The following is an 18,118-nucleotide window of genomic DNA, read 5'->3' as shown; positions in this document are numbered from 1 at the left end:
AGGCTGACATTCCGCAGTTTGGCTGGCGCGCCCGTGTGCACGGTTGGCGCCGGAAGGCTAAACTCGGACGGGTTTGCAGTCTTCACCACTCACGAAAAAGAAAACCGATAACGAGGTTGCGATGTCGCTACCGCTGGTTGTACTTCTGCCATTTTTAGGGGCTATTGCCGCACCACTGTTCGCCCAGGGAGGACGAACGGCCATTGCCATTGCCTCTTCGGTTCCGGCACTGATCGCCCTGGCCGCCCTGTTTCCGCACTGGGAGACACTCTCCACCGGCGGCACCGTTGTGCAAAGCTGGGAATGGTTGCCTGCCATAGGAATCGCGTTCAGTTTCCGTCTTGACGGGCTCTCTCTCCTCTTTGCCCTGCTGATACTGATCATCGGCGTGCTGATTATCCTGTACGCCCGCTACTATCTGAAACCCACGGAGAACGTTGGCAAGTTCTACGCTCTGCTCCTTTGTTTTAAAGGTTCGATGCTGGGAATTGTGCTCTCCGGAAACCTGCTTCTGATGCTTATCTTCTGGGAGCTGACCAGCCTGACCTCATTCCTGCTGATCAGTTTCTGGAATCATAAGCAGGATGCCCGCCGTGGTGCTCGTATGGCACTGGCGGTCACCGGCGGCGGCGGTCTGGCTCTGCTCGCAGGGATCCTGATCATTGGCCGCATTGTGGGAAGTTATGAGCTGGATGATGTACTCGCGGCCGGGGATCTCATCAAGGCACACGCCATGTACCCCGTCGCCCTGACCCTGGTGCTGCTGGGCGCGTTTACCAAGTCGGCTCAGTTCCCGTTCCATTTCTGGCTACCGCACGCCATGCAGGCCCCCACTCCGGTCTCGGCCTACCTCCACTCAGCCACCATGGTAAAGGCTGGTATTTTCCTGATGGCCAGGCTGTACCCGGCCCTGGCTGGCACCGAGCTTTGGTTCTATATGGTCAGCTTTACCGGCATGGCCACCTTGCTGATCGGCGCCTATGTGGCTATGTTCAAGCACGACCTTAAAGGCCTGCTTGCCCATTCCACCGTCAGTCATCTGGGGCTGATTACTCTGCTGTTTGGCATGGGTACGGAGCTGGCCGCCGTCGCGGCGGTGTTCCATGTGATCAACCACGCCACATTCAAGGCGTCGCTGTTTATGGCAGCCGGTATTATCGACCATGAGACCGGCACACGGGATATGCGCCGGATCAACGGGCTGTGGCGGTACATGCCTCATACCGCAACGCTGGCGATGGTGGCGGCATCCTCCATGGCGGGGGTCCCCTTGCTGAACGGGTTCCTCAGTAAAGAGATGTTTTTTGCCGAATCCCTGCAACTGAACCTGCCGGGAATCTGGGCCTGGATACCGCCTATCGTAGCAACCCTGGCGGGCATTTTTGCCGTTGCCTACTCCGCCCGCTTCATTCACGACGTGTTTTTCAACGGCAAGCCGGTCAATCTGCCAATTTATCCCCCTCACGAGCCGCCCAGGTACATGAAGTTTCCGGTAGAGATTCTGGTGTTTGCCTGCATCATGGTTGGCATGTTCCCCGCCATATCAGTGGGGCCACTGTTGTATTCTGCAGCGCATGCCACCCTTGGCGGCGCGGTACCGGACTATCAACTGGCCGTCATCCATGGCTTCAATCTGCCCCTGATGATGAGTATCGCGGCCTTTGTCGGCGGCCTGATCATGTACAGCCAGCGCCAGCGTTTCTTCAATTTCCACGCCCGATTCAAGGAAATCGATGAAAAAGCGGTCTTTGAAGCCGTTGTTTCCCGTTTCGTAAACCTCTCGAACCGCTTCACCGCAACACTGGAAAACGGCTCGCTTCAGCGTTACGCCATGCTTCTCGTTGTCAGTGTCATCGCCGTAGCGGCAATGCCACTGATCAATCTCGGGGTCTTCGTGGGCGGGAATGGTCTGTCACCCGTTGACTGGCCTACCGCCATAGCTGCCGGGGTTCTGATCCTGTGTGCATTTGGCACAGCCGCCGCGCACCGGGAACGGTTCACCGCTCTGGTACTGCTCAGCGTGGTTGGCCTGATCGTAGCCCTGGCTTTTGCAAGATTCTCTGCCCCGGATCTCGCCATGACCCAGCTGTCGGTGGAAGTGGTTACCGTCGTTCTGTTGATGCTGGCGCTGTATTACATGCCGTCCTGGACACCACTGGAAAGCTCCGGAGCCCGGCGGTTCCGCGATATTTCCCTGTCGCTGGCAGCGGGTGTCGGCATGACGCTGGTAACACTCGCCATGCTGACCCAGCCATTCACCTCCATCTCTGATTTCTTCCTGGAAAACAGCAAACCAGGGGGCGGCGGCACCAACGTCGTCAACGTGATTCTGGTGGACTTCCGGGGCTTCGATACGCTGGGTGAAATAGCCGTACTGGCCATTGCTGCGCTGGGCATCTATGCCATGCTCAAGAACACGGCACTGACACCGCCCCCCGGCGATGGTCAGGGCCATCCGTGGACCCGGGACGCCCATCCGTTGATGCTCAAACAGATCGCGCGTCCAATGCTGCCACTGGCTCTGATGATTTCGGCCTACATATTCCTGCGCGGTCACAACCTGCCAGGTGGCGGTTTTATTGCCGGACTGATCACCTCCGTTGCTCTGGTTCTCCAGTACATCGCCAGCGGCATGGTCTGGACTCAGGATCGCATCGGCTTCAAATACCACAACATGATTGGCCTCGGCCTTCTGTTTGCCACCATCGCGGGCGCCGGCAGCCTTGCGTTCGGCTACCCGTTCCTGACATCCACGTTTGATTACATCAGCTGGCCGGTGGTCGGCAAGTTCGAAGTCGCATCCGCCCTGGTCTTCGATCTTGGCGTCTACCTGACGGTTATTGGTGCCACCTTGCTGGCTCTGGTCAGCATTGGGCGCCTGTCCCCTCATTCAGCGATCAAGAGTCCGCGGGAGAAATCGTAATGGAACTTGTCTACGCGCTGGTCATTGGCGCTCTTACTGCCTCTGGCGTTTACCTTCTGTTGCGGGCCCGTACCTTTCCGGTCGTCATGGGGCTCACGCTATTGTCTTACGGTGTAAACCTGTTCCTGTTTTCGTCAGGTCGCCTCAGCACTGGCCAGCAACCCATTATCGGCAGCACCACCGCCTACTCGGACCCGCTGCCCCAGGCTCTGGTGCTGACCGCCATCGTGATCGGCTTTGCCATGACCGCGTTTGTGGTGGTGCTGTCACTCCGCAACCTGGCCGACAACAACGATGACCATGTGGACGGCGCGCGCCCCGAATCAGCCACCCGCGGAAAGCAGGACGAAGAGGTTTCCGACAAATGACTCACTGGCTTACCGCTCCAATTCTGATTCCCATGCTCGGGGGCATTCTCCAGACATTCATGGGCTATGCCCCCATCAGCCTGCGCCGCACGCTGGGTATCGCCACAACGGCTTTGATTCTGGCCTCCAGCCTGGTTCTTCTGGCCCTCGCTGACGATGGCAGCTACCGGATCTACGCCTTTGGCAACTGGCAGCCGCCTTTCGGCATTGTGCTGGTCCTTGATCGACTGGCCGCACTGATGCTGGTCATGACATCGGTACTTGCCCTGTGCTGCCACATGTTCTCCATCGGTGGCGCAGATGAAGGCAACCGCCAGTTTCATACCTTGTTTCTGTTCCAGCTGATGGGGCTGAACATCGCGTTCCTCACCGGCGACCTGTTCAACCTGTTCGTTGCGTTCGAAGTGTTACTGATAGCGTCCTACGGATTGCTCATGCACGGCGGCGGAACGGTCCGGACGGTTCCCGGTCTGCACTACGTGGTCCTGAATCTCATTGGCTCTTCAATTTTCCTGATCAGCGTGGGCATGATCTACAGCGTGACCGGCACGCTGAACATGGCTGACCTGGCCGTAAAAATTCCCCAGGTGACAGGTGACAACCTGAACATCGTCAAAGCGGGCGGCATGATGTTGCTGGTGGTCTTCGCCCTGAAAGCCGCCCTGCTGCCTTTGTGTTTCTGGCTACCCAAAGCCTATGCGAAGGCAACTGCTCCCGTAGCCGCGTTGTTTGCCGTGATGACCAAAGTGGGCGTATACGCCATCATCCGGGTTTACCTGCTGGTGTTCGGCAACGACGCTGGCGAACTGGCAAACCTGGGGATGGACTGGCTGTTCCCGCTGGCGCTCGCCACCCTGGCCATCGGCGTCATCGGCGCGCTCGGCGCGGATAACCTGAAATCGCTGGTGGCCTGGCAGGTCATCATTTCTGTCGGCACCCTGCTCGCCCCGGTCGCGCTGGGCAGTGCGGCCAGCCTGTCAGCAGCTCTGTTCTATCTGCTCAGCACAACCTGGACCGTTGCCGGCCTGTTTCTGGTGGCGGAACTTGTCGCCCATCAACGTGGCAGTGCCCGTGACCGAATCATTACCGCCCCCAGAATGCGTAACCGGAAACTGCTGGGGGTTCTGTTCATGATGGGCGCTGTGGCCGCCGCAGGCCTGCCACCGTTGAGCGGCTTTTTCGGCAAGGTTCTGATTCTGAAATCCGTTGAGCCAGGCCCGCAGATGGCCTGGTTGTGGTCAGTGCTCCTGATCGGAAGTTTCCTGACCGTGATTGCCTACAGCCGTGCGGGCAGTATCGTGTTCTGGCGCACGGTAGATGGCCATCTGGAACAGCCGGAACCGGTCAAAGGGAAAGTGACTACAGCCGCCGGGACACTGATCGCACTGACCGTTGTGATCGTCGCCCTGGCAGGCCCAATCAACCGATACACCGATGCCACTGCCCAGCAACTGCTTGACACTGGGGCATACACAGAGATTCTGCAGACCTCAATGGTCGGGGAGGATGACTGATGCTGGACCGCCTTAGCTTTCCTCAGCCCTGGCTGAGCCTGATCCTGTTCACAACCTGGCAGTTCCTGAGCGAAGGTATTTCCGGCGCCAGCGTGGTCATGGGCCTGCTGCTGGCCTGGCTGATCCCCCAGATTACCCGGGGTTTCTGGCCAGAACGCCCGGCGTTCATCAAGCCCTGGCGTATGCCGATGTACCTGCTGATTTTGCTGTGGGATATTGTTGTAGCCAGTTTTTCGGTGGCACGGCTCATCCTGAGCCCCCGGAAACCACGCCCGGTGTTTGTCAGCTATCCGCTGCAGGTTGAGCATCCGCTGGCGATCTCAATTCTCGCCAGCACGATCTCTCTGACCCCAGGCACCGTCAGTGCCGATGTCAGTGACGACCAGAAACTGCTGCTGATCCATACCCTTGATGCGGAAGACGATCAGAGCGTGATCGACGCCATCCACAACCGTTACGAAAAACCGCTGCTGGAGATGTTCCGATGATGACCATCGCCCTTTACGCCACCATCGCCATGGTGACCCTGGCGGCCTTGTTGAATGTCTATCGCCTTATCAAAGGGCCGGATGCGCCAGACCGAGTGCTCGCACTGGACACCCTCTACGTCAACGCCATTGCACTCATCATTCTTCTGAGCATTACCCTGGGTACCCGTATGTATCTGGAGTCAGCTTTGCTCCTGGCAGTGATGGGATTCGTGGGAACCGTTGCCATGGCGAAATACCTCAAACGCGGCAGCGTGATCGAATAAACCGGAGGACACCCGATGAGCACCTTCGTTGAATATGCCATTTCCGCCCTGCTGGTTATTGGCGGTGCATTTACCCTGATCGGCGCAATCGGCCTGGCCCGGCTACCCGATTTTTTCACTCGCCTGCATGGCCCCACCAAGGCCACGACACTGGGTGTCGGAGCGATCATGCTGAGTTCTGTGGTTTATTTCAGCAGCGCTGGCCATGGCATAGGCATCTCTGAAATCCTGATCACTGTTTTTCTGTTGATGACAGCGCCGGTGAGCGCCAACATGCTGGCGAAGGCCGCCATGCACATGGGGGTAAAACCCATGGAGAATACCCGCGGGAATCCGTGGGAACAGTAGTTGACGATAATGACACTTCAGCCCATTCCCTGAGGGAAAGGGCTTTTACCACGGCTCAGGAGAGCAAGCCATGCTGGATGTAAATGAGTACTTTGACGGCAAGGTAAAATCCATTGCCTTCCAGACAACGACCCTGCCGGCAACTGTTGGAGTCATCAGCGCTGGCGAGTATGAGTTCGGCACTTCGGAAAAAGAAACCATGACGGTGGTCAGCGGAGAACTGACCGTCCTGCTCCCAGGCCAGAATACCTGGCAAACCTATGGCGCCGGTGAAAGCTTTAACGTTGCTGCACAGGCAAGCTTCAAAGCACGAACCGACAACGACACGGCGTATCTTTGTACTTACGGATAAGCCGCCTGTCAGCCAGATCTTTCTTACGGTGATAACAAACATAAGCAGAGAAAGAGGAACGTAAAGTGGCAAATACCCGCATTCTCAAACCAGCCGACAATGCCCATCAGTACCCGCTTCTGATCAAACAGCTGCTGTTGTCCGGTCCGCGTTACAACCCGGATCAGGAAATTGTCTACGCCAACCGCAGCAGATACACCTACAGAGACCTCGTAGACCGTATTCATCGCCTGGCCAATGCGCTCACCGATGCCGGTATCGGGCCTGGCGATACCGTGGCCGTCATGGACTGGGACACGCCCCGCTACCTGGAGTGCTTCTTCGCCATTCCCATGATTGGTGCCATTCTGCATACCGTAAACGTGCGCCTGTCCCCCGAGCAGATCGTTTACACCATGAACCACGCAGAAGACGATGCGGTGCTGGTCCATGACGATTTCCTGCCGATTCTTGAGGGCGTCAAAGACGAGATCAAGACCGTTAAAACCTGGATTCAGGTCACCGACAACGACGCCCCGGGCAACACATCGCTTGAGACCCTCGGTGAATACGAAGCCCTGCTGGCAAAGTCAGACAATCAGTTCACCTTCCCGGACTTCGATGAAAACAGTGTTGCCACAACGTTCTACACCACGGGCACCACCGGCAATCCGAAAGGCGTTTACTTCAGCCATCGTCAGTTGGTGCTGCATACCCTGTCGATGGCGGGCAGCATTGCCCACTTCGACGAAATGCCGCTGCTGCGCTCTTCGTCGGTGTACATGCCGGTGACCCCGATGTTCCACGTTCATGCCTGGGGTGTGCCCTATGCGGCCACCATGATGGGGATCAAGCAGGTGTATCCCGGCCGGTACGAACCTGAGTTGCTGGTTGACCTGATCAAGGAACACAAGGTCAGCTTCTCACACTGCGTGCCTACCATCATGCAGATGATGATGGCAACCAAGTCCATTAAAACCGCCGACCTCAGTAACTGGCACGTTCTGATCGGGGGCTCCGCCCTGACCAAAGGCCTGTGTGACGCCGGTGCCCGGCTTGGCATCAAAATGTTCACAGGCTACGGCATGTCGGAAACCTGCCCGCTCCTGAGCACAACCCACCTGACGCCGGAAGACCTTGATCTGCCACTGGAGCAGCAAACCGGAATTCGGGTAAAAACCGGAATTGCAGTCCCGATGGTCGAACTGGAGATCGTCGATCCGAGTGGCAACCCGGTGGCCCACGACGGCGAAGCCAAAGGCGAAGTCGTTGCCCGCGCACCCTGGCTGACCCAGAGCTACTTCAAACAGCCAGACAAAGGCGAGGAACTGTGGGAAGGCGGCTGGCTGCACACCGGGGATGTCGCCTCCATGGAGCCGGACAACACCCTGACGATCAAAGACCGGATCAAAGACGTGATCAAAACGGGAGGTGAATGGCTATCCTCCCTCGACCTGGAAAACATGATCAGTCAGCATCCGTCGGTTGCCGGTGCCGCTGTTGTTGGTGTGCCTGATGAAAAGTGGGGCGAGCGACCTTACGCGTTGATCACACTGATACCCGGAGAATCCGTTTCCGAACAGGACATCAAGCAACACCTGCAGCAGTTTGTCGACAGCGGTGATATCAACAAATGGGCCATTCCCGAGCAAATGCGGTTCGTGGAAGACATTCCCAAAACCAGTGTCGGCAAAATCAACAAGAAACTGATCCGGGATCAGTTACAGGAGTGATGGCGCCCTGACCTCAACAGGCCGGCCCGGGTTGTCCGGGCCAGCCTGCAGGCGTCAGGAGCCAATAAGCCTCAGAGCCCGGAAAACGTAAAGTCCACCTCTGGACGCTTACCCGCCACAATATCCGCCAGCGCCGCCGCAGAACCACAGGAATGAGTCCAACCCAGCGTGCCATGGCCGGTGTTCAGATACAGATTGCTGAAATGGCTCTTGCCAATGTAGGGCACATTGGACGGCGTAGCAGGCCGCAAGCCTGTCCAGAACTCCGCCTGATCCCAATACCCCGCCTCTGGCATGATCTCCGCTGCCCGCCGCACAATGGCCCGGCACCGTTTGAAATTCAGATCACGGCTGTAACCATTGAGTTCGGCAGTGCCTGCCACCCGAATGCGATCGCCCAGGCGCGAATAAACCAGTTTGTATTCATCATCCGTAAGACTGACGTTAAAGGCCGCTGCCTCGTTTTTTACCGGCACCGTAATGGAATAACCTTTGGCCGGATAGATGTTCAGAAACATACCGAGCTTTCTGGCCAGAATGGCGCTGAAGCTGCCAAGACTGAGTACATAGCTATCAGCCCTCAGAGTCTGATGCTTGCCGTCCTTCAGAGCCAGAACCCCCAGAATCCGGTCACTGGCGCGATCAAAGCCCAGGACCTCCGTACCGTACTCAAACGCCACGCCAGCTTCTTTGCACTTTCCGGCCAGTGCCTGGGTAAATTGACGGGCGTCTCCGCTTTCGTCCTCTAACGTGTAGGTGGCGCCAGCGATACGATGCCGGATTGGCTCCAGCGCCGGCTCCAGCTCAACCGCCCGGCCGGCATCGATAACTTGGCGGTCACATCCCAGATCTCTCATGATCCGGGAAGGTCCAAGGGCAGCTTCAAACTCCACCGGGTTGGTATAGAAGTGCAGAATACCGCGCTCCAGATGGTCATACTCAAGGCCGAGTTCGGCTCTCAGGTCCTGGAGACAGCCGCGACTATAGGTGCCGAGTGTCACCATCTGGCGAATGTTGTGAGCCGCTTTGGCGGAGGTGCACTGGGCCAGAAAGGACAGAGCCCAACGCCATTGATACGGGTCCAGACGAGGCCTGAACAGAAGGGGGGCATCCGGCTGGAACAGCCACTTGGCCACTTTTAGCGGAGCAGAGGGATTCGCCCAGGGCTCTGCGTGAGAGACCGAAACCTGTCCACCATTGGCATAACTGGTTTCAAGCCCGGACTTGCATTGACGGTCGACCACGGTTACCTGGTGCCCTTGTTTCTGCAGGTACCATGCCGTGGTAATACCAACGACCCCTGCCCCAAGTACCGCTATATGCATGTGTGCCTCCGCTGTTTGATCCGTCCTGGCCTTTCAGTACCGGCGGACTAACCACCGGCGCGCTTGACCGTCCACCCTTTTTGTTCCAGCAACGGAACCAGAATGTCTCTCTGGTCGCCCTGAATTTCCACCACACCGTCCTTTACTGTACCACCTGTACCGCATTTCGCTTTTAGCTGTTTGGCGTAGGCTTTGAGCGCGTTGTCGTCCAGCGGGATTCCGGTCACCAGGGTCACCCCTTTGCCTTTACGTCCTTTGGTCTCCCGGCTTACCCGAACGATGCCATCCCCCGCAGGCCGCTGGGGCGCTGTACAGATACAGGCATCGACAGGCTCTCTGCAGCCCGGGCACATCCGCCCCTGGTCCGTAGAGAATACAAGACCGCCCTTACCCTTGTTCATACCCATGAATACGCCCCGTTCAGCAATCAGTTCAGGCCCGGAGGGTATTGGGAAAACATGTCCGAGACAACCTCATCGATCAACTTGCGACGGGTTTCCGGAGACTGGTTCTCGTTCAGGTAACGCCGGCTGGATGCCTGCCAGACCACCTCGTCGGTCTGGCGATCAACCATTCGGACCACAAGTTTACCTTCCGTAATTTCACGCACCGGTGGTGGCGCCGATACCCCCCAGCCGAAATTGCCACGGCCAAATCCAAAGCCCAGGCCAACTCCCACCTGCTCCAGCCGTTCTTCCGGCACAATCTGCCAGCCAACAAGAACATCTGCATCGGCTTCCGCAACCTTTTTCATGGCTTTTCGACTAAGCTCTCGCTCAACCGCGTTCCGGACCCGGGCATCGTCCAGTGTCGTGACAGCATCATCCTGCTCACTCCCGGCAAACGCCCAACGGCTGTAGTCCCCGAAAACCGTGGCCGAGTTGTAGTCTGTCACCACGTTACTGGCACACCCGGCCAGAATCAGTACCATCGCAGTCAACATCAGGGTACGCATAGGCTACACTCCAAGATCTTCAGTGCTTTTCAGTATACGCTGACCCGCGGCACACGGCCTGACCCACAACACTAGGTGTCAAAACGGTAATCCATTTTGTGGGCATCGCAAAAAGCCGCGAATTCCTCTTGGTGCGTTTCCGGCAGCGAAACTGTCGCCGTCACGCGAGAGCTGTACTGGATATCCTCGATTCGCCCTTCGTGCCCTTCACACCAGTGGCGCAACGGCTGCTCATCGGCAAAGCCACAGCCGACGTGCGCCATGGCCCGCACTTGCTGGACCACCCGGTCCACCGCAGAGAGTACACTCTCAGCCGCGCCTGCATAGGCACGCACCAGGCCACCGGCCCCCAGCTTGATGCCACCAAAGTAGCGAATAACGATCACCAGCACATCGCCCATGTCTTTATGCTGAATCACGCCCAGGATCGGTTTTCCCGCTGTCCCGGAAGGTTCTCCATCGTCGTTCATGGCCGCCTCCGCCGCCGAACCGGGCCGCCCGATCTGATACCCCCAGCACACATGGCGGGCATCGGGATAATCCCGGTGCGCCTGCTCCACCAAGGCACGAACCTCGTCCCGGGCCCGAACCGGGTAAACCCGGGCAATAAAGCGGCTTTTCTTCACTTCCGTTTCCCGCTCGAGGTATCCTGCGGGAATCGGGTAATCCTTACTCATGAGCAATCCTATGGCAACTGACAACGACGAACACCAACCGCCCGGGACCGCCGCCCCGGCCCGGACCCGAAAAGCGGCATGCGGCATCCGGTTTGACGAAGACGAGCTGCAGGAGGGCATTGATTTCTCAGCCGCTGCAGATCTGAAACCCGGGAAGGAAAAGCCTCAGGGCAAGCCCGGCGACCCCAACCCCTCAGCTACCCACAAAGACCGGTAGCGCCAGAGTAACCATCAGGCCGCCACCATCACTGTTGCGGGCGCTGACCTGCCCGTCATGGGCCGTGATGATATCACGGGCAATGGCCAGCCCAAGCCCCCACCCATGGCCGCTGCGGGACTTATCCGCCCGAAAAAAAGGCTCGAACACGTGCAGCAGCAGATCGTCCGGCGCACCGGGGCCCTCATCGGTTATAGTTACCTGAACCTGATCATCATCCGTGGTTACCAGGGCAATGTGGACGGATTTACCCGGGGGCGTATGGTCGAGGGCATTCTGCAATACGTTGTCGAAGGCGCGCTGTAGCAGGCCACGATCACCCAGCACCGACACCCCTTTGCCTGGCTCCGAGGAAACCAGCTTACAGTCTACCCCCTGATGTTCGGCATAATCTGCGGCGTCCTGCAACACTTGGTTCAGCAACGTCAGAGGTTTCACGGGTTCCCGCGCCATGTCACCCCCGGCCTCGGATACCCGGTAAAGCGTCAGAATCTGACCGGTCATTGCCTCCAGGCGCTCATTCTGCCGAAGGATGCTCTCCATTAACCCTTCATCCGCCCCGCTATCTGCCGCCAATTCAATCGCCACCCGCTGCCTGGCCAGCGGCGTACGCAGGTCGTGGGAAATGTCTCTCATAAGCTGAGTCTGTCGGTCCAGCAACTGACACAGCCTGTCCGTCATGCCATTGAAAGCCGTCGCTAACTGCCCGACTTCATCCCGTCGCCGGGCAATCCGGTCAGACACCCTTAAACGGGTATCACCAGCGGCAATCGACCGGGCCGTTCCTTCCATATGTTTGAGAGGCCGGGACACCAGGCGGGCAATCCACCAGCAAGCCAGCGAAATCATCAGAAAGGCAAGCCCGAGTTCGACAAACCGGAACATCCTCGGGTCCAGCCAGCCCTCGCCCCCCATGCGAGGCCAGGCTACCAGCTGATATCCCTCCTGCAGCTCAATCACCGCGGGCTTGTGCGGGTACCACCCCGACTGGATACGCTCGCGGATCACCCGGGGTAAACGGTGCTCGCCCTGCTCCTTTTCGATCAACATCAGGTGCAGATCCAGACGCTCACCCTCACCACGCAGAAACCGCCATGCATCACCACGCCCTTTGCGCTCGCGAATCACCAGCGCCTCTCTGGCTAACGCCTGGAGCCCAACCTGGCGTTCAATCGCCTGGCGTTCCCGGTCGAGCAGGAAGCGGGTCGCAAGTTGGCTGGCCGCCACCGTCAGTGCCATGGCCAGCCAGATCGATAGAAAGATTCGCCAGAACAACGGAAACATGAAACGCTTCATGGTGCGGGTATCCGATAACTGTAGCCAAGCCCCCGGACGGTCTCGATCCGGGGAGGATGATCATTGCCAAGTTTCTTGCGCAGATTGCTGATGTGCATATCCAGCGTCCGGTCGTAGGCCTCCAGGCGACGCCCCAGAGCCCATTGCATCAGATCTGTCTTCCGCACGACACTGCCTGCGTGGGCCAGAAGAACCTGAAGCACTTCATATTCCGTTCCCGTCAGTTCCAGTGGCACACCGTTCTGGTAAATGCGACGCTGCCCGGGCTCTACCGCCAGATCACCATAAGCCCGACCATCGGCCACCTCGGTTTTCTGGTCCCAGGCAATCCGTCGGAGCAGCGCCTGCAGACGGGCCACCAACTCTCTGGGGTTACAGGGTTTCGGGATGTAATCGTCAGCCCCCACCTCAAAGCCGACAATCCGGTCGGTTTCGTCCCCCCGGGCCGTCAGCAGAATAACCGGAAGATGGGTCCTGCCTCTCAATTCCCGGAGCACATCCAGACCGTTGATATCAGGCAGCATGATATCCAGCACCACGATGTCGCAATCCTGACCTAAAGCCAGCACAAGTCCATCGCGCCCGTTCGCGGCTTCTCGCACGCTAAAACCCTGGTTAACCAGATACCGTGCCAGCAATTCCCGCAACTCGTCGTCGTCTTCAATCAACAAAACCCGGTTCTGCATCGTCTTACCTCTGGGATGTGCCCGGGCACAGTCTAGCATGGCGCGGCGCAACCTCCCGGAGCACAGGTTTTGTCTTTACCCAACCTTTACGTAGCCCTGACATCACCTGACGTTGCGCCACGTACCATGGCTGACAACCTTCATGAACAACCACGAGGTAATAACCATGAACGCAAAAACTGTACTACTGACCACCGGTGTCCTGCTCACCACACTGATGGCAGCCAGTCCCGCCGCCTTCGCCGACCGGTATGGCAAGCATGAACGGGATGGCACGTGGAACAAGCAGGAAATGTGCGAAAATGCCCGGCAGGGGAAAGGCCCTTTTAATCACGAAGCGCGCAAGGCGGAAAGAGAGCAGTACCGCGCAGACATGGCCGATCGTCTGAAACTGACCAAAGAGCAACGTGAAACCTGGAACCAGATTCACAAGGAACGCCAGGAACAGCAAACCGAGCGCATGGCCAAGTGGCAGAAAAACATGCAGGAACGGTGCGAAAAGGGCTCAGGCAAAGACAAGGAGTGATCAGAGCGAGGGTTCTGTCGTATGGTTAAGGGATTCCATCACCAACCCTGATGCCATCCATGTCAGAACCAATCCTGAAAACCCTGATTATTGAAACCCGCGCCAGCGTTGCCGATATTCCTGATGAGGATTGGCAGCGACTGGCGGGCACCTCTAACCCTTTCCTTCGACGGGAGTTTTTTCAGGCGCTGGAGGAAAGCGGTTGTACCTCGCCCGACACGGGCTGGACCCCGAGCTATCTTGTGTTCAGGCATGGCAACCAGTTAATCGGTTTGGCCCCCGCCTACCTGAAAACTCACTCCAGGGGCGAATACGTCTTCGATTGGGGGTGGGCCGAAGCGTATCAGCGTTATGGACTGCCTTACTACCCGAAACTGCTGGTCGCCATCCCCTTTACCCCATCCGTCGGGCCAAGGTTGCTGCTGGCCCCGGAGCTGCGCCAGCACCTGACGCCACAGCTTCTTCACAATGCTCTCGACGCCCTCACCGACCGGCTTGGCGCTCATTCCTGGCATGTGCTGTTTCCAGACAGCGAGGACCAGATACTGCTGAATAATGGTCAGGGATTTCACCGTCTTGGTTGTCAGTTTCACTGGCACAACCGCAACTACCAAAGTTTCACTGATTACCTCTCGGCCCTGAATTCGCGCAGGCGCAAAGCCATTCGCAAAGAACGGCGGCAGGTAGCGGAGCAAGACATTACGTTCACTCGATTTCACGGCCAGAACATACCCGCCCACGTGTTAGCTGCATTCTATGTTTTTTATCAGGCCACGTATCTGAAACGAGGCCAGCGACCGTATCTGAACCAGGCCTTCTTCGAACAACTCCATAGGGATCTTCCGGAGCATCTGCACCTGATCATGGCCATGAAAGACGGCCAGATGATTGCCGGGGCCCTGTTCCTGCAGAGTGAATCCACCTTGTACGGGCGCTACTGGGGTTGCTTGGAGGAATACAAGCATCTGCATTTCGAAACCTGTTACTACCAGGGCATCGAACTGGCTCTGTCGCTCGGGCTCAGTCACTTCGATGCCGGCGCACAAGGTGAACACAAACTCATTCGGGGGTTTGAACCAACCCGCACCCATTCATGGCACGGTATCCGACATCCAGGTTTCCGGGAGGCCATTTCCGAGGCCGTTCACGAGGAATCCGAACAGGTGCAGGCCTATATCGCTGAGGCCGAAACGTTACTGCCATTTAAAGAACAATCGGCGCATTAACTTCTATACTGAAGGCCCGTAAAGGACATAAACCGGGCAAGAGACTATGGACACAAGCCTGCCAGAAAACCTGTTTACCTCCGCCAACCCAGCCATGGCGGTTGCACTGGGTGCCGTAATACTTGCGCTGGTCGCCCTCGCGGTTGCCATGCGCTCGAAGCGCCAGAGTCAGCACCAGCTATCCGCATTGCGGGACCGGTCAGACACGCTCTGGCGCGAAGTGGATGATATCCGGGTGAGCCACTTCAATCGCCCGGATACTGCCGCAAGCCCAGGCACGGCCTCACTTGATCACGCCCGTTATCAGATGGAGATAAGCGCCTATCAGGAAATCTGGCCGGCGATCTGGCATCTGCACGAGCGTCTGGGGCAATTCCTGAGGAGCGTAGACGCGGGAGAGTCCGCCGGTGACCTCCGCCTTGAAGCCAGAAACGCAGCCCTTGAAGCCCGCCGCCTTCTGAACCGGCATCGTCCTTTTTGCCACGAGAACGTGGACGACCTCCTTACCCGTATCATCGATCTGGAGATCAAAGCCCATCTCTCAGCCTGTCAGTACCTCGACCTTGTCAAAGAGGTCCGAAGCGACGCCTCCGACCACGACCGGCGAGTGCTGCATGACAAATATCACAGTCTTCACGATGGTGACGCACGCGACTTAATGAGTCATCTCGTCGACGCCGTCCGGCACAGGGCTATTCGGTTAGGCTAGCCGCCTCGACCAGGTACCAGTACCGGATTACACCAGGTATCGCACCAGAGCGGCCGCCAACAGGCCCGCGGCAATGGCAGGCAGTGGCTTCTGAAACGCCAGCATGGCTGCAGCGGTGGCCACAAGCGCGGCCACGGCACCCAGGTCGCCACTGAACGCCATGGGCACGATGATCGCGATCAGCACCGAACTGGCCATGGTGTTGATAAAGCTTTCGATTCTGGGGTTAATGCGCACAAAAGACATCACAAACACGCCACCGAAACGGGTGATCAGCGTGACTACCGTCATCACAGCAATGAGCGCCAGAACGCCTTGTGGAGAGGTCTCAATGGCCATCCGCCACCTCCTCATCAGCACCGCTGCTGGCTGTTTCCGGGCTCTGCCAGATCAAGCCGACAAGGCCGCCTGCAATCGCACCGACAACCACATGCATGTTTGGCGGCAGCCATTTCCAGGCAGCCAGTGATGCAACTGCGGCGACACTCCAGGCAACCAGTACTCTGGGGGACTTCCGCCCTCCCAGGGCCATGGCCAACATAAAGCACCCCAGCACCATATCCAGCCCGAATGCTTTGGGGTTCTGCAAAAGACCACCAAAATACACCCCCAGCGCTGTCCCGATGATCCACGCCAGCCACAGCACCAGACCACCACCAACGATAACCTCAAGGTTGCGTCGACCATTCTGGTAATCCTGAGCCGACACCGCCCAGTTAGCATCCGTCAGTAACAGCAAGAGTGCGTATCGACGCCCGGGCGGAACTTCCCGCAGCATGGGATAAAGCGACGCCCCCATCAGCAAATGCCGGGAGTTGATGGCAAACACCACGGCAACCAATGGGAGAATCGACACCTCCGCTCCCCAGATATCCACCGCAGCAAACTGCGACGCGCCGGCGAATACGGTGGTGCTCATCAGAATGGATTGCAGCGGCGTCAACCCCTCCTGAATCGCAGCCAGCCCAAAGGCAGCACCAAACGCCACCACGAACAACGAGATGGGGAACAAGCGGAAGAACTCAGACCAGACCTTCCGTGATTCAAACTGATAAGGATAGGAGAGCGTAGACATCTCAAGAAACTAAGCCTGATACGGCAAAACGCGTATAAGTAATAACCACAACACTCTCTTTTTTTAGCACCGGCACTCAGACAGTTAGACCCATCGTTTGGCCATTGTCATGACCCGAGGTTGACGTTCACGTAAACTTGGATTAGCTTGATCCTCGTCCAGCCCCAAAAGGGCACCCCGACCAATCCTTCGGGTGGGACAACGGAAATCAAGATGCTGGCCACAAGCCAGACAGACAAAAACAAGACAACACCTGCCGCCGGAACCCGGCTGCACGGTAGAGGATTTCAACATGCTTTTCAGCCATCCGGAGTTCGATCACCACGAACACCTGTCGTTTTTCTGCGATGCCGAAACCGGCCTCAAATCCATCATCGCCATCCACAACACCTCAAGAGGCCCCGCCCTGGGTGGTTGCCGGATGTACCCCTACGCTACAGACGAAGAAGCCGTCCGCGACGTTCTTCGGCTCTCACGGGGCATGACCTACAAGTCTGCACTTGCCAATCTGGATCTTGGCGGCGGCAAGTCGGTGATCATCGGTGACTCGCGTAAACACAAGACAGAAGCGCTGCTGGAAGCCATGGGACGGCATCTGGAAAGCCTCGGCGGCCACTACATTGCGGCCGAAGATTCCGGCACCAGTGTATCGGACCTGAAAATCATGGGCCGACAGACCCGGCACGTTGCCGGCATTGCCTCAAGACCCGGTTTTGACGGTACCCCTAGCAATGGCGACCCTTCACCAGTGACGGCCTACGGTACCTTCATCGGCCTGAAAGCCGCTGTCAAACACCGGTTTGGCAGCTCCGACCTTACTGGCCTGAAAGTCGCAATCCAGGGGGTTGGCAACGTCGGTTTCCGGCTGGCCAGACACCTGAAACAGGCTGGCGCGGAGCTCTGGGTGACAGACATCCACACCGACAACCTGCAACGCGCAGTGGAGGAACTGGGGGCAACCGCCGTGTCGTCATCAGACATCCTGACCCTGCCTGTCGACGTGGTGGCCCCCTGCGCCATGGGAGCCGTCCTGAACGACCACAGCATCCCGGCACTGAAAGCCAGCATCGTGGCTGGTGCCGCCAACAACCTTCTGGACCGTCCGGAACATGACGAAGCTCTGAAACGCCGGGGCGTTCTCTACGCCCCGGACTTTGCCATCAATGCCGGTGGCATCATCGACGTGTTCTATGAACGCACAGGAGGCTCCCCCGACAACGTCCGGGCTCACGTCGAAACCATTGGCGATACTCTGACCGAAATTTTCGAACGCTCCGAGCGTACCGGGCTTCCTACCGGCACCATCGCCAACGAACTGGCGGAGGAGCGTTTCAAAAAGCACGCCGCGGGTGCTGGGCTGGCGCCCCAGCGGCTGACTTGCACCGGGTAATTCAATACCGGTGCTTCCCCTTGGGAGCCGCAGGCTCTGCGGCTCCGTTTTTTTAACCCCAGTAA

Annotated in this window: 21 protein-coding genes; 13 read left to right on the top strand and 8 right to left on the bottom strand. The window is 58.0% G+C overall.

The annotated features are described in order from the left end of the window. Nucleotides 1–121 precede the first annotated feature (121 nt). The 8 genes from K325_RS0102710 (at nt 122) to K325_RS0102675 (ending at nt 7,971) form a co-directional block, all read left to right on the top strand. The gene (locus tag K325_RS0102710; protein WP_029652717.1) at nt 122–2,923 is read left to right on the top strand and encodes a monovalent cation/H+ antiporter subunit A; all 2,802 of its coding nucleotides are present in this window, start codon (nt 122–124) and stop codon (nt 2,921–2,923) included. Beyond that, on the top strand, nt 2,923–3,291 hold the full coding sequence (locus K325_RS0102705; protein WP_029652716.1) for a Na+/H+ antiporter subunit C: 369 nt from the start codon (nt 2,923–2,925) through the stop codon (nt 3,289–3,291). Before K325_RS0102710 ends, K325_RS0102705 begins: the two co-directional genes overlap by 1 nt. Further along, nucleotides 3,288–4,805, top strand: a complete 1,518-nt coding sequence (locus K325_RS0102700) for a monovalent cation/H+ antiporter subunit D (protein ID WP_029652715.1) — start codon at nt 3,288–3,290, stop codon at nt 4,803–4,805. The genes K325_RS0102705 and K325_RS0102700 overlap by 4 nt, the downstream gene beginning before the upstream one ends. After that, a complete protein-coding gene (locus tag K325_RS0102695) occupies nt 4,805–5,293 on the top strand; it encodes a Na+/H+ antiporter subunit E (protein WP_029652714.1) in 489 nt (162 codons plus the stop codon). Before K325_RS0102700 ends, K325_RS0102695 begins: the two co-directional genes overlap by 1 nt. Continuing rightward, a complete protein-coding gene (locus tag K325_RS0102690) occupies nt 5,290–5,559 on the top strand; it encodes a K+/H+ antiporter subunit F (RefSeq protein WP_029652712.1) in 270 nt (89 codons plus the stop codon). The genes K325_RS0102695 and K325_RS0102690 overlap by 4 nt, the downstream gene beginning before the upstream one ends. 15 nt (nt 5,560–5,574) lie before the next feature. After that, the gene (locus tag K325_RS0102685) at nt 5,575–5,907 is read left to right on the top strand and encodes a Na+/H+ antiporter subunit G (protein ID WP_029652711.1); all 333 of its coding nucleotides are present in this window, start codon (nt 5,575–5,577) and stop codon (nt 5,905–5,907) included. Nucleotides 5,908–5,977: 70 nt separating this feature from the next. After that, nucleotides 5,978–6,259: a pyrimidine/purine nucleoside phosphorylase gene (gene ppnP / locus K325_RS0102680; RefSeq protein ID WP_029652710.1), complete on the top strand. Its 282-nt coding sequence runs from the start codon at nt 5,978–5,980 to the stop codon at nt 6,257–6,259. Nucleotides 6,260–6,324: 65 nt separating this feature from the next. After that, nucleotides 6,325–7,971, top strand: a complete 1,647-nt coding sequence (locus K325_RS0102675; RefSeq protein WP_029652709.1) for a fatty acid--CoA ligase — start codon at nt 6,325–6,327, stop codon at nt 7,969–7,971. 71 nt (nt 7,972–8,042) lie between these two features. Here K325_RS0102675 and K325_RS0102670 read toward each other — a convergent pair whose 3' ends face one another. From K325_RS0102670 to K325_RS0102655, 4 genes are all read right to left on the bottom strand, one after another. Further along, a complete protein-coding gene (locus tag K325_RS0102670; protein WP_029652708.1) occupies nt 8,043–9,296 on the bottom strand; it encodes a D-amino acid dehydrogenase in 1,254 nt (417 codons plus the stop codon). Between the two features lie 47 nt (nt 9,297–9,343). Continuing rightward, nucleotides 9,344–9,703, bottom strand: a complete 360-nt coding sequence (locus tag K325_RS0102665; protein ID WP_036192887.1) for a translation initiation factor Sui1 — start codon at nt 9,701–9,703, stop codon at nt 9,344–9,346. Between the two features lie 20 nt (nt 9,704–9,723). Next, entirely contained in the window at nt 9,724–10,251 is a 528-nt protein-coding gene (locus K325_RS0102660) for a DUF4136 domain-containing protein (RefSeq protein WP_029652706.1), read from the bottom strand. Nucleotides 10,252–10,322: 71 nt separating this feature from the next. Further along, entirely contained in the window at nt 10,323–10,928 is a 606-nt protein-coding gene (locus K325_RS0102655; protein ID WP_029652705.1) for a YigZ family protein, read from the bottom strand. A 10-nt stretch (nt 10,929–10,938) separates the two neighbouring features. Here K325_RS0102655 and K325_RS0102650 point away from each other — a divergent pair, with 10 nt between their 5' ends. Further along, nucleotides 10,939–11,145, top strand: coding sequence for a hypothetical protein (locus K325_RS0102650; protein WP_084694147.1), 207 nt, complete (start codon nt 10,939–10,941; stop codon nt 11,143–11,145). Here the strand turns inward: K325_RS0102650 and K325_RS0102645 are convergent. Both K325_RS0102645 and K325_RS0102640 read right to left on the bottom strand, forming a co-directional pair. Further along, nucleotides 11,122–12,441 carry a sensor histidine kinase gene (locus K325_RS0102645; protein ID WP_029652703.1) on the bottom strand — a complete coding sequence of 440 codons (1,320 nt, stop codon included), beginning with the start codon at nt 12,439–12,441 and terminating at the stop codon, nt 11,122–11,124. The two genes, K325_RS0102650 and K325_RS0102645, sit on opposite strands and share 24 nt — an antisense overlap. Continuing rightward, nucleotides 12,438–13,127, bottom strand: a complete 690-nt coding sequence (locus tag K325_RS0102640) for a response regulator transcription factor (protein WP_029652702.1) — start codon at nt 13,125–13,127, stop codon at nt 12,438–12,440. The genes K325_RS0102645 and K325_RS0102640 overlap by 4 nt, the downstream gene beginning before the upstream one ends. 166 nt (nt 13,128–13,293) lie before the next feature. Here K325_RS0102640 and K325_RS0102635 point away from each other — a divergent pair, with 166 nt between their 5' ends. Genes K325_RS0102635 through K325_RS0102625 form a run of 3 tightly spaced genes read left to right on the top strand, consistent with a single transcriptional unit; the run spans nt 13,294 to nt 15,588 of the window. Continuing rightward, complete coding sequence (locus K325_RS0102635) at nt 13,294–13,653, top strand: hypothetical protein (protein WP_029652701.1); 360 nt, start codon at nt 13,294–13,296, stop codon at nt 13,651–13,653. Between the two features lie 59 nt (nt 13,654–13,712). Continuing rightward, nucleotides 13,713–14,879, top strand: a complete 1,167-nt coding sequence (locus K325_RS0102630) for a GNAT family N-acetyltransferase (protein WP_029652700.1) — start codon at nt 13,713–13,715, stop codon at nt 14,877–14,879. A gap of 46 nt (nt 14,880–14,925) precedes the next feature. Beyond that, nucleotides 14,926–15,588, top strand: a complete 663-nt coding sequence (locus tag K325_RS0102625; RefSeq protein WP_029652699.1) for a hypothetical protein — start codon at nt 14,926–14,928, stop codon at nt 15,586–15,588. Between the two features lie 27 nt (nt 15,589–15,615). Here the strand turns inward: K325_RS0102625 and K325_RS0102620 are convergent, their stop codons facing one another. Both K325_RS0102620 and K325_RS0102615 read right to left on the bottom strand, forming a co-directional pair. Next, on the bottom strand, nt 15,616–15,927 hold the full coding sequence (locus K325_RS0102620) for an AzlD family protein (protein ID WP_029652698.1): 312 nt from the start codon (nt 15,925–15,927) through the stop codon (nt 15,616–15,618). After that, complete coding sequence (locus K325_RS0102615; protein ID WP_029652697.1) at nt 15,917–16,663, bottom strand: AzlC family ABC transporter permease; 747 nt, start codon at nt 16,661–16,663, stop codon at nt 15,917–15,919. Before K325_RS0102615 ends, K325_RS0102620 begins: the two co-directional genes overlap by 11 nt. A 292-nt stretch (nt 16,664–16,955) precedes the next feature. On the opposite strand from K325_RS0102615, the gene K325_RS0102610 reads away from it, so the two are divergent. Then, nucleotides 16,956–18,053 (top strand): Leu/Phe/Val dehydrogenase, encoded by a 1,098-nt coding sequence (locus K325_RS0102610; RefSeq protein WP_029652696.1) that lies wholly within the window; start codon nt 16,956–16,958, stop codon nt 18,051–18,053. Nucleotides 18,054–18,118: the final 65 nt, after the last annotated feature.

The sequence above is a fragment of the Marinobacter daepoensis DSM 16072 genome (genome assembly GCF_000421165.1).
Taxonomy (GTDB): Bacteria; Pseudomonadota; Gammaproteobacteria; order Pseudomonadales; family Oleiphilaceae; genus Marinobacter; species Marinobacter daepoensis.
This window is presented reverse-complemented; position numbering and strand designations above follow the sequence as displayed.

Bases quoted from the DNA above. Each gene is read 5' to 3' on its own strand.
- K325_RS0102635 (WP_029652701.1), top strand. From the start codon at position 13,294: ATGAACGCAAAAACTGTACTACTGACCACCGGTGTCCTGCTCACCACA.
- K325_RS0102610 (WP_029652696.1), top strand. From the start codon at position 16,956: ATGCTTTTCAGCCATCCGGAGTTCGATCACCACGAACACCTGTCGTTT.
- K325_RS0102685 (WP_029652711.1), top strand. From the start codon at position 5,575: ATGAGCACCTTCGTTGAATATGCCATTTCCGCCCTGCTGGTTATTGGC.
- K325_RS0102705 (WP_029652716.1), top strand. From the start codon at position 2,923: ATGGAACTTGTCTACGCGCTGGTCATTGGCGCTCTTACTGCCTCTGGC.
- K325_RS0102645 (WP_029652703.1), bottom strand. From the start codon at position 12,441: ATGAAGCGTTTCATGTTTCCGTTGTTCTGGCGAATCTTTCTATCGATC.
- ppnP (WP_029652710.1), top strand. From the start codon at position 5,978: ATGCTGGATGTAAATGAGTACTTTGACGGCAAGGTAAAATCCATTGCC.
- K325_RS0102665 (WP_036192887.1), bottom strand. From the start codon at position 9,703: ATGGGTATGAACAAGGGTAAGGGCGGTCTTGTATTCTCTACGGACCAG.
- K325_RS0102660 (WP_029652706.1), bottom strand. From the start codon at position 10,251: ATGCGTACCCTGATGTTGACTGCGATGGTACTGATTCTGGCCGGGTGT.
- K325_RS0102700 (WP_029652715.1), top strand. From the start codon at position 3,288: ATGACTCACTGGCTTACCGCTCCAATTCTGATTCCCATGCTCGGGGGC.
- K325_RS0102650 (WP_084694147.1), top strand. From the start codon at position 10,939: ATGGCAACTGACAACGACGAACACCAACCGCCCGGGACCGCCGCCCCG.
- K325_RS0102640 (WP_029652702.1), bottom strand. From the start codon at position 13,127: ATGCAGAACCGGGTTTTGTTGATTGAAGACGACGACGAGTTGCGGGAA.
- K325_RS0102695 (WP_029652714.1), top strand. From the start codon at position 4,805: ATGCTGGACCGCCTTAGCTTTCCTCAGCCCTGGCTGAGCCTGATCCTG.
- K325_RS0102630 (WP_029652700.1), top strand. From the start codon at position 13,713: ATGTCAGAACCAATCCTGAAAACCCTGATTATTGAAACCCGCGCCAGC.
- K325_RS0102670 (WP_029652708.1), bottom strand. From the start codon at position 9,296: ATGCATATAGCGGTACTTGGGGCAGGGGTCGTTGGTATTACCACGGCA.
- K325_RS0102710 (WP_029652717.1), top strand. From the start codon at position 122: ATGTCGCTACCGCTGGTTGTACTTCTGCCATTTTTAGGGGCTATTGCC.
- K325_RS0102620 (WP_029652698.1), bottom strand. From the start codon at position 15,927: ATGGCCATTGAGACCTCTCCACAAGGCGTTCTGGCGCTCATTGCTGTG.
- K325_RS0102625 (WP_029652699.1), top strand. From the start codon at position 14,926: ATGGACACAAGCCTGCCAGAAAACCTGTTTACCTCCGCCAACCCAGCC.
- K325_RS0102615 (WP_029652697.1), bottom strand. From the start codon at position 16,663: ATGTCTACGCTCTCCTATCCTTATCAGTTTGAATCACGGAAGGTCTGG.
- K325_RS0102655 (WP_029652705.1), bottom strand. From the start codon at position 10,928: ATGAGTAAGGATTACCCGATTCCCGCAGGATACCTCGAGCGGGAAACG.
- K325_RS0102690 (WP_029652712.1), top strand. From the start codon at position 5,290: ATGATGACCATCGCCCTTTACGCCACCATCGCCATGGTGACCCTGGCG.